The sequence below is a fragment of the Marinagarivorans algicola genome, from assembly GCF_001292705.1.
Taxonomy (GTDB): domain Bacteria; phylum Pseudomonadota; class Gammaproteobacteria; order Pseudomonadales; family Cellvibrionaceae; genus Marinagarivorans; species Marinagarivorans algicola.
Genome location: NZ_LGAK01000013.1, coordinates 62,303 through 72,266, shown reverse-complemented (window position 1 = coordinate 72,266; position 9,964 = coordinate 62,303). Strand labels below are relative to the sequence as shown.

Genomic DNA, 9,964 nt, shown 5'->3' with positions numbered 1-9,964 from the left:
GGATAGTAAGGCGTGGTGTCTAATGAAACCTGTTGGCTTCTCGCTTTCGTCATAATTACCACCTGAGCGCTATCGGTTGGTCAGTTAAATCTTTTTGTGCCTATTGGCCTAAGCTGAAAAAATCACCTGATAGAGCACTGGTGGATTATTATCTGGGCATTGAAGTGTCAGGCCTTGCAGGGAAAGCAAAGATGAGACTTTGCAGAAGCACAAGTCGAAAAGCACAAAGTCAAAAAACATAAAGTTGAGGGGTATAAAGTCGTAGATGGCTTGAGCGGCCCAAACAATGATTCATCAATGCCCAATTACATACCTCGGAATAGTTATTTTTTCAAACTTATTAAGCCCAATTAAAGTCAATGGCGCCGGTTAGGTTCGGTCGCTATCGTCTAAAAAACTCAGCCCCGCCGGCAGTGATTCGCCGAGTATTTGCTCATTTTGGGCAGCCTCTAGAACAACGTGACTCGCCACCATATTCAGCCATATCGCAGGGGCTTTAGCCTGCTCTAAACGCGTTATGATTTTTTGACGCCAAACATCGTTAATATCTCGTGCTCTATCACCACTCATGCGTGTCATTAGCGTAATGCAAAAGGCAAGGGCTTTGTCGGCTGCCGCCCAATCAAGAGGCCATAACGCCTCTAACCATTTTTCTACATTTTTAGCCGGCACGACACAGTCGTATCCACTATAAAAAGGAATACGCGCCGCTATCCTACCAATAGCCCAATAACTAATAGCCGATGGGTTTTTAAGTGTTAAGCGGGTTAATAAATTATCGACTAATTGTATTTTATAAGTGGTCGGCACTCGCTCTAGCGATGCTAAAAGTCTTAAGACATCGTCATAGCTAATTAATTTAGCCTCTGCATTGACTTTACGAGAATCAATATATTGTGGGTCGGTATAGGGCGCTAGCCCTTCAAAAATATGTATCTGCTGCTGTGCACTTAAGCCCCCTGCCGCGCGGCGCCAGAATGTCCAAAAATCAATCCAGCTTTGAGTTTCTTTTTCGAAGCTTAAAAACGCTTCGTAGAGTGGCCATATTTTTTCTATGCGCCAAATATCTGCCGCGTCCCCACACCCCGGACGCACACAAAAACCTGCCAAATTAAACCATAAGCGCTCGTGCGCTACTGAGCGGCGACGTTTATCTTTGTGCTCGATCAACAGATCAAAAAGCGCTCGTAAACACTGTGCATCCCAGCTTTCACGCTTACCTAACAACTGTTCTAAATGCTTACGCAATAGCTTAGGTGTCACATTGTGTGAGGCTAATATCTTGGCATTTTTATCACCAAAAACTTGCTCAATCGCCTGGCATGCCAACGCAAAATTATGCGGAAGATGAACACGTTTAAAAGACGATGATCGCTGCGCGCGCGCTTGAAACTCTAGCGCCCAACTCGGGGCATTGTGGGTATTTAACCCAACTGTATCGGCTGAATTTAGTGTATCGACGCTAGCGTACGCCAAGCACTCAAGCTGCAAGACACCAAGCTCTGTCAATTGTGCTTTTAGCATAACCGGCAAATACTTACTGCCTTTCTCCGTCACAATAGACTGCCTGTCGCTTACCTCGCAGGCATCAATTTGTGTCACCAAAGGCGGAAGCACAAAAAAATCATCTGTCAGCTCAACCACAGCCCCCAACTCAAAAGGCTTCTCCAATCGCGTAGAGGCGATAGTAAAGTTAACGGGCTGATCTAGCCGTAAATTAAAACGCTGCTTGGCAAGTAAATACTCCACTCCCTCGGCAGAACCTTTAGGCAATAGGCATACACCTTTTGCTGGCTGATCGACTTGCTCAAGCACCAAAAAAAAGGCTCTTGCCGAGCCGCCTTTAATGGTTTTTTGCCCGCCGGCGCGAGCCATCAAATAACTCACTGCGCCATAGGCAACTGCCAAATGTGGCTCGCTATTATCAAGCTGAGTTATATCATCGCCGCGCCATTGAGCCAACTGCTCGAGCGTACGCAAGCGGATTGCCTGACTATTAAATACCCCGCCATTTAACAATAAACAATCAGGCACGGCTGGTTGGTCATTGGCTAATACGGCGTTGGCTTTGCGGCAGGTGTCTTGATGCTGATAAACAAAATGTGCAAAGTGCTTGGTGATTGTAGGATCTGCCGCATAAGGTAAACCAAATTCCATCACCGCGCTGCGGCGTTTGTGTGGCGTACAGTCTAAATCGACCAGTGGAAAAAAACCTTCCAGCGCTAAGTGTGTGATTTCTTCGCGGCTTATTTCGCAGCGTTTAGCCGCGCTAATTAATTGTGATCCGCCACCCATGAGTGTTACGGTTGCTGCGGTTAATTTGGGGTTATCTAATAAACGTTCTTTGGCGCTACGGGTTTGCGCAATAACTTGCGAGAGCTGCCCAGCGGTGAGTGCTTTGGGCAAATTTAAACGCCTCTCCACAATATGCGCTAACGCTAAATCGAGGTTATCCCCACCGAGCATTAAATGCTCGCCCACCCCCACGCGCGCTAAATCAATCTCGCCCTGCGCATTTTGCGAGATACTGATTAAGCTTAAATCCGTTGTGCCTCCCCCCACATCACACACCATTAATAATTTTTTAGCGTTTAATAACTCACCCACGCTTGCTTTATTATTGGCATACCAGTGGTAACACACCGCCTGCGGCTCTTCGAGTAAGCGAACAGCCTTAAGTCCTGCTAAAGCCGCCGCCTCTAACGTTAATGCGCGCGCATCGGCATCAAAAGAAGCTGGCACAGTAATGACCAGCTCTTGTGCTTCTAAAGGCGCATTGGGGTGTTCGAAATTCCACGCTTGGCGCACATGATTTAAATAGCTTGCGCTGGCAACAACCGGAGAAACCTGTTTAACATCCTCGGCACCCCAAGGCAGTATATTGGCCTGCCTGTCTACTTGACTATGTGATAACCAACTTTTAGCACTGTGTACTTGCCGGCCAGTGGTTTTAGCACCCAGCTCACGTGCCCATTCGCCCACAATAACGCCGCGAATATCGCCCTCTACAGCCTCGTAATGAGAAAGCTCAGTACTGTGCGACCAAGGCAATAAACAGTCGGCAGCGGCAATTTCACCAGCCGCTGGGTGGTAGCGAAAAGACGGTAGCATTGGCCTTTTAGCCACTTCGCCCGGCGCAACCAACTGCTCAATAGCAAAAATTTTACGCGCTTGAACGTTGTGCTTATCGCTCAAGGCCGCATACGCGACAACGGTATTGGTCGTTCCTAAATCGATACCGACAAAAAATTGCTTTTGCTCACTCATGTTATTTGTTTACTCATTGCATTAACGCTTTAATCGCGCACATCAAGCTCAACGTGCCAGCGTTGCGCCGAGTCTATGGTGCCATCGGCGCGTAGGCCCACGGCTTCTAATTCGAGGGTTCCTATTTCGGTAAAGTAAGAAGATAAACGCACCGGTAAAATATCACCCGCTCGGCCACCGGCCAGTGGTAATTCGATGGTTAACGAGGGCAACTCGTTTAACTCACCCTCAGCCCAGCTTGACAAAAGCGCGCCTGCTCCATCGTGATGCCGAGTGCTCGAGCCAAAAAAGCGGAAGTGAACAGGCTCACCAATCACCAAACCAAAAGTTTGTTCACCAGCCTCGACTATTGAGCCCTCTTCCATGCCAAAAGGTGCAATACACAAAGCTTCTAAGGGCGGCTCCATACCTGGAATCGCAGGCATAGCGCTTTCAATGCCCACGTAATACGCATTGGCTAAACCGCCACGAATACGCACGCCCTTGCCTTGGCGCACTTGCCCGTAATAACTCGCACCTTTGGCGACACCCAAGTCTAGATCAGCGCCTTCGAGTACACGCGCTTCCGGTGCACCCGCCTGCATTAGCCATTGATTGATTAATTGCACAACACGCGCCTTAATACGCGGCGCCTTTAATACGCCACCGTTGAGTAATATAGCGCTAGGCTGAATAAACTCAGTACTCGGCGGTGGTGTAGTGACTGGGCTTCCAAGAGGCTCAGCAAAAATCGCAAAGGGATCTTCTTCGTGCGCAGGCACGCTATCTAGTGCATTTTTTTGCCGCGTCAAAAAGGCCGCCAAGTGCCGGCTGACTGCTGGATCTTGTGCATAGGGTAAGCCGCGCTGTGTTAACGCGCTACGCGGGCTTTGTCGTGGGCTCTCGGAGATATCCACCAAAGGAAAAAACCCTTCCGTGAGTACTTGAGTGACCTCATCGCGTGTTAACTCACAACGTAAAGTACCGCCAAATAATTTAGAGCCCCGGCTAGGCACAGTAATGGGGACCACTTGAATATCACTATCGCCGAGCAATGCTTCTTTAGCATCGCGGCAAGCTTGCCCTATGGCTTGAATTTGCCAAGGCTCCAATGTTTTACCTTGTTCGGTCAGCTTGGCCTTGACGCGGTAAGCCAGCGCCAAGTCCATGTTGTCGCCGCCGAGCAAAATATGCTCGCCTACGGCGATGCGGGTCAGGCTTAGCTTACCCTCTTCTTCACCCACTGCGACTAACGATAAATCGGTTGTACCGCCACCAATATCCACCACTAAAATAATATCGCCCACACTGACCTGCGAGCGCCAGTCATCACCACACGCATTGACCCAGTTATAAACCGCTGACATGGGCTCTTCGAGCAATGTTAAATGTTCGCATCCTATTTGCTTGGCTGCCTCAGCGGTTAACTCGCGCGCCACTGGGTCAAATGATGCAGGAATGGTGACCGTAACATCTTGATCTTTTAGCGGTGACAAAGGAAATTGAGAGTCCCAAGCGGCACGCAGGTGGTCGAGGTATTGAGCACTCGCCTCCAGTGGTGAAATTTTTGCCACTTCGTCATCACTACCAAATGGCAGTGTTTTAGCGCGACGATCAATACCGCCATGACACAACCAGCTTTTAGCGCTGGCCACTAATCGTATCGGGGTTTTGCTTCCCAAAGTACGCGCTATTGTACCAACTAGCGTGGTGTTTTGCTCCTGCCAAGGTAAGGCACAATCACCGGGGTTTAGCTCCGCGCTATGGGGCCGGTAGCTAAAAGAAGGTAATTGATCGAGTGCGTCAATCGCGCCCGGACTAACAAGTTGGCTAATGGGTAATACTTTTGGTGACGCATTGGCTTCATCTAATGACACGTAGGACAAAACACAATGGGTCGTACCAAGATCAATGCCTACGCTGTAACGGGTCTGATTGTGCTCACTCAAAGCTCAACCTCCGCCGGCGCTAAGATAGTCGTGTCATGCCCTTGTGCGATTTTGGGTAACTCGCACCGTGTGACTCGCCAGCCACGATGAATTAAAGTGCCATTAAAGGGCGCTTCACCAACAACATTGCCATTCAAACGATAATGCGCGGGGTCAAAACCCACTGGGATTTCTATGGGGCTTTCCTCAAGCTCGCTAGCAATAGGCACCAAGGTAAAGTAATGGGCCAACGCTTTTTGACTACCAGCTTGTATCAGACGAGCAACAGCACCTATTTCAGCATCACTCAGATCGGTAAGATCTTCTTGCGTAAAATCAATAAAGCGCGATTCTTTTTGTAATAAGCCTAACAGCTGTAACGCAGAGTCAGTATTTAGCGCTTCGACCGTCGGCGCACTGGCTGGTTGTTCAATCGGGGTTTCTGGCTCTGGTTCTGGTTCTGACTGTGGCTGTGGCTGTGGCTGTGGTTCAGGATTTGCGCTGGGCTCTACCGGCGTCGATGTACCGGTTTTAATCATCGCCTTAGTGACCGCGTTGATACGTATTACAGTGATCACTAAAAAAATAACTGCGGCAATTAACACAAGGTGTAATAAATCAATCGTGAGTGGACCGGTTTCTAAATTCATAAGAGTCTCGCATTAGGCATTAAAGGCTTAGGCTTTAAATAAAAAAGAAAAGATATAAGATAAAGAATGTCGCGAATTATGGCGACGAAGGCTACAAATGCAAGCCCTATAGCCTTTGCAATGCACTCATGCGCTTGGCAAGCACTGTAAGCTAGGCTTTAGTAAGTTGGCACTTCAATTAGCCTGATAGCCAAATAGCACTCGCAAAACGCCCCGTGACCGCTTGCCTACGATAAGAATAAAAGCGGTGATCTGTCAATGTGCATGCTGTTGCGCCATATATTTTTTGAATACCTAAGCGCATGAGTTTAATGCGCGCTAACGCGTACAAGTCGGCAAAGTAATGCTCTTTTTTTTGTGGGTGGGCTATAAAGCATGTGCTCGCCTCGGCACCTATCGCCTGCTCAAATACGCTCTTCACTAACGCACCCACCTCAAAAACACGGGGCCCAATAGCAGGGCCCAAATAAGCCATCAGCGTATCGCTATGCGCAAAATGTTGGCAAGTGGCCTCAAGAACACCAGCAGCCAAGCCACGCCAGCCGGCATGTGCCGCAGCGACTTGCGAGCCTTGCGTATTACAAAAAAGTACCGGCAAACAATCGGCTGTCAAGACTGTACAGGCTACATTTTTTTGCGTACTAAAGCACCCGTCGGCGTCGGGCACTCGTCCGCAAGTACTCGACTCAACCACCTCTATGCCATGCACTTGGTTCAGCCACTGCCAAGCTGGCACATCCATTTGCTTGGCCAATGCCTGCCTACACGCACTCACTTTCGCGTGGCTATCACCTACATGTAGCGCTAAATTAAAAGGCCCATATGCTGCCTGCGCACTCGCTGGCAACACCCCACTCATACCCAAAATCTCGGCATTCGCAGTATCTTGTGCGCAAGTGATGATCGAGCGCACTCCTTTAGGCGTGGGCCAAATAGGCGTCAAAGTGGGAATCAAGGGCAGGCTAGCTGTCATGATTTTTTAGCACAGTTACCAAATGCGCAAAGTCATCGGGCAGCGGCACTTCCCACTGACACAACTCGCGTGTTACTGGGTGAATAAGCCCTAGCGCCTGAGCATGCAGTGCTTGACGATTAAAGCCCTGCACGCACGTGAGCACATCAGCGTGTAGCTCTGAGGTTTTTAAACCGCGACCTCGATAAGCTGGATCTCCCACCAAGCCTAACCCCATGTGCGCCATGTGCACACGAATTTGATGGGTGCGACCGGTTTCTAATTTTAATGCCACCCAAGTAAAATGCTTAAAGCGCTTGGCGACCTCGTAATGGGTAATCGCCTCTTTACCGTGATCGCTTTCGCTATCAACCACTGCCATTTTAGTACGATGCTTGGGGTCACGACCTATCGGAGCGTCTACCGTACCACCGGCCAGTAAAGTCCCGGTCACCACCGCTGCATAGCGACGCGATACCGTGCGCTCTTGTAACTGCTGCACTAGATGGTTTTGCGCCTGCAACGTTTTAGCTACCACCATTAAACCCGTTGTGTCTTTGTCGAGTCGATGCACAATCCCGGCGCGCGGTATATGCTTGGCATCGGGGTAGCGATGCAGCAAACCATTGAGCAGCGTGCCCGTATAGTTACCTGCCGCGGGGTGCACCACCATGCCGGCAGGCTTATTGACCACTAAAATATGCTCGTCTTCATAAACCACATCAATGGCGATGTCTTCCGCTTGCCAATCATTCACATCTTGCAATTCAGCCTGCAATGCAAGCAATTCACCCCCAGTAAGCTTGGCATTGGGTTTTTTAGTCAAACTGTTTACTGTAAGCTCGCCACTTTTGATCCAACCTTGTAGTTGTCCTCGTGAATAATCAGGGAACAAGTTGGCGGCAACGGCATCTAACCGTTGACCTTTGGCATTTACAGGGACACGCGCCTGTTCGGAAATTTCTTGTATCATTGAGTTATTACCTATGACTGGCTAAACTGCGCCTTCGCCGTCCGCTGGGCGCAAAAAAACGCACATAATGATACAGAGCACGACTTAATGCGAGCACACCTTAAATTTATACTGATCAGCACCCTTTTACTAGGCAGCACTTTAACCGGTTGCGCCAGTAACACAGACAAACAAAAAAGCACCGAACAGCAGCTCTATGAGCGCGCTCAAAGCGCCTTAAACAGTAAAAACTGGCAGTCTGCTGTAGGCTCTTTAGAGCTCCTCGAGGAGAACTTTCCCTTTGGCACATTTGGCGAGCAAGCGCAATTAGAGCTTATTTACGCACATTACCAGTCGGGTGATTACGATTTATCGATCGCCACGGCTGACCGCTTTATCCGCCTGCACCCACAGCATCGCAATGCCGATTACGCTTATTATATGCGTGGGCTCGCCAGCTTCAATAAAGAGAGTTCATTGGTAAGCTCTATTTTTGGGACCGACAATACGAGCCGAGACCCGGGCGCTGCCATTAACGCTTTCAACATGCTGGCGGAGTTTACCAACCGCTTTCCGTCTTCGGAGTACGCCACCGATGCTCAACTACGCATGGTTTACCTACGCAATTTACTAGCGCGCGGCGAAATTGGCACAGCCAATTACTATTTTAGCCGTAAAGCTTACTTAGCCGCTGGCGCACGAGGTCGCGCGGTTGTCGAGAACTACCAAGGCTCGCCCGCCGTACCCGATGGCTTAGCCGTCATGATTCAGGCTTACCACATGATGAACAAAGATGATTTAGCCAAAAATGCCATCAAGGTGCTACAAGAAAACTATCCCGATTACCCCGCCCTTAATGCTGACGGCACCTTCAACTACAATTATGCAGGTAATTTAGATCGTAGAAACTGGGTGAGTTACTTAACGCTGGGGCTGTTTAATAAACAGCAAACTATTGGCTTTGATACACGCAAGCAATATAACAAAATGCATTTCGAAGAAACCAAAGCCCCAAGAACACCCAAATAGTCACCCACTACATCAGCCAAAACCCACAGGCACGGCAAGCATCTGTGGGTTTTTTTGCGCACACGGCATAATATCGCACCGTGCAATGCCTTGCGTACAATATCTCACCGCCCAATATCTCACTGCATTTCACGGCACAACAATGCCTGCCGCCATACGTTTTGCCAGCGCGCTCAAAATAGCATTGAACACAGCCAAAATGACCTGTATCACGTATATTGGCAACACTCCCATCAAAGGACCCCCAACATGACACAAAGTATTTACGATTACACCGTCAACCAGCTCGATGGTTCGCCATTACCATTAGCTAACCTCAAAGACAAAGTCATTCTGGTCGTCAATACCGCCAGCAAATGCGGCTTTACGCCTCAGTACGAAGGTCTCGAGTCATTACACCAGCAATATCACGAAAAGGGCTTAGAAATTTTAGGTTTCCCCTGTAATCAGTTTGGCAAACAAGAACCTGGCTCGACCACTGAAATCGGTGCTTTTTGCCAAAAAAATTATGGCGTGAGCTTTACCATGTGCGAAAAAATCGATGTTAACGGCGCCAAAGCCTCACCGGTTTACCAATATTTAAAAACCGCCAAGCCAGGCTTGCTGGGCAGCAAAAACATTAAGTGGAACTTCACCAAATTTTTAATTAATCGCAGCGGCACTGTATTAAAACGCTATGCTTCAGCCACCAAACCCGCCGATATCGCAGATGATATTGAGCGTGCACTTAGCTCTACCTAAAAAGGATCGGCCGAACAAATATTAGACAGGGTACGTCAAAGGCTGTATAGTTGCGCCTCTTTAGACTTGATGCCATTACAGTAAAGCGCACTCTGGCAGATGCCATGCGCGGGTAGAGGGTGAAGTTACCGGTTTTGTTTTGCGTAGAAGCGCATAAGTGTTGTTACTGTAAAAACTAACAGCGCTCTCTCACAAAATCTTTGGATAGCGCTGCTACCAAGTAACCTCACAGCACCTTAGCCCAACTTTGCTACATATGGCATTGTTTATTTACTAGGCACCAAGTACCCCACTGCCATTGCGCATGGGCTGCAGGTGTAGGGCTTTTGACCGGCTTAACCATTGCGCTAAATGCGTACACACTAAGCCTGCAGCTTTATCATTCAAATTTGTTTTTGCTCGCTAACGACACGTATTTTTATACGGTTTTTTATGCGCAAAAGTGCTGCACATTATTGTGTGGCAA

The 9,964-nt window shown here is 48.7% G+C and carries 7 protein-coding genes; 2 read left to right on the top strand and 5 right to left on the bottom strand.

From position 1 onward, the window contains the following. Positions 1–369: 369 nt before the first annotated feature. The 5 genes from AC438_RS05955 to rluD all read right to left on the bottom strand — a co-directional run bounded on the left by AC438_RS05955 (position 370) and on the right by rluD (position 7,749). Positions 370–3,267, bottom strand: coding sequence for an Hsp70 family protein (locus AC438_RS05955; RefSeq protein ID WP_053980331.1), 2,898 nt, complete (start codon positions 3,265–3,267; stop codon positions 370–372). A gap of 29 nt (positions 3,268–3,296) precedes the next feature. Continuing rightward, complete coding sequence (locus AC438_RS05950; RefSeq protein WP_053980330.1) at positions 3,297–5,195, bottom strand: Hsp70 family protein; 1,899 nt, start codon at positions 5,193–5,195, stop codon at positions 3,297–3,299. Next, complete coding sequence (locus AC438_RS05945) at positions 5,192–5,824, bottom strand: DUF2760 domain-containing protein (RefSeq protein ID WP_053980329.1); 633 nt, start codon at positions 5,822–5,824, stop codon at positions 5,192–5,194. Before AC438_RS05945 ends, AC438_RS05950 begins: the two co-directional genes overlap by 4 nt. Before the next feature lie 178 nt (positions 5,825–6,002). Continuing rightward, positions 6,003–6,797: a peptidoglycan editing factor PgeF gene (gene pgeF, locus AC438_RS05940; protein ID WP_053980328.1), complete on the bottom strand. Its 795-nt coding sequence runs from the start codon at positions 6,795–6,797 to the stop codon at positions 6,003–6,005. After that, a complete protein-coding gene (gene rluD, locus AC438_RS05935; protein WP_053980327.1) occupies positions 6,787–7,749 on the bottom strand; it encodes a 23S rRNA pseudouridine(1911/1915/1917) synthase RluD in 963 nt (320 codons plus the stop codon). The genes pgeF and rluD overlap by 11 nt, the downstream gene beginning before the upstream one ends. 87 nt (positions 7,750–7,836) lie before the next feature. Here rluD and AC438_RS05930 point away from each other — a divergent pair, with 87 nt between their 5' ends. Then, on the top strand, positions 7,837–8,757 hold the full coding sequence (locus AC438_RS05930; protein ID WP_053980326.1) for an outer membrane protein assembly factor BamD: 921 nt from the start codon (positions 7,837–7,839) through the stop codon (positions 8,755–8,757). A 249-nt stretch (positions 8,758–9,006) separates the two neighbouring features. Next, complete coding sequence (locus AC438_RS05925) at positions 9,007–9,498, top strand: glutathione peroxidase (RefSeq protein WP_053980325.1); 492 nt, start codon at positions 9,007–9,009, stop codon at positions 9,496–9,498. The last annotated feature ends 466 nt before the right edge of the window (positions 9,499–9,964 follow it).

What these genes read in the sequence shown, in the direction of transcription:
- AC438_RS05955 (WP_053980331.1), bottom strand. Translation starts at nt 3,267, where the DNA reads ATGAGTGAGCAAAAGCAATTTTTTGTCGGTATCGATTTAGGAACGACC.
- AC438_RS05945 (WP_053980329.1), bottom strand. Translation starts at nt 5,824, where the DNA reads ATGAATTTAGAAACCGGTCCACTCACGATTGATTTATTACACCTTGTG.
- pgeF (WP_053980328.1), bottom strand. Translation starts at nt 6,797, where the DNA reads ATGACAGCTAGCCTGCCCTTGATTCCCACTTTGACGCCTATTTGGCCC.
- rluD (WP_053980327.1), bottom strand. Translation starts at nt 7,749, where the DNA reads ATGATACAAGAAATTTCCGAACAGGCGCGTGTCCCTGTAAATGCCAAA.
- AC438_RS05930 (WP_053980326.1), top strand. Translation starts at nt 7,837, where the DNA reads ATGCGAGCACACCTTAAATTTATACTGATCAGCACCCTTTTACTAGGC.
- AC438_RS05925 (WP_053980325.1), top strand. Translation starts at nt 9,007, where the DNA reads ATGACACAAAGTATTTACGATTACACCGTCAACCAGCTCGATGGTTCG.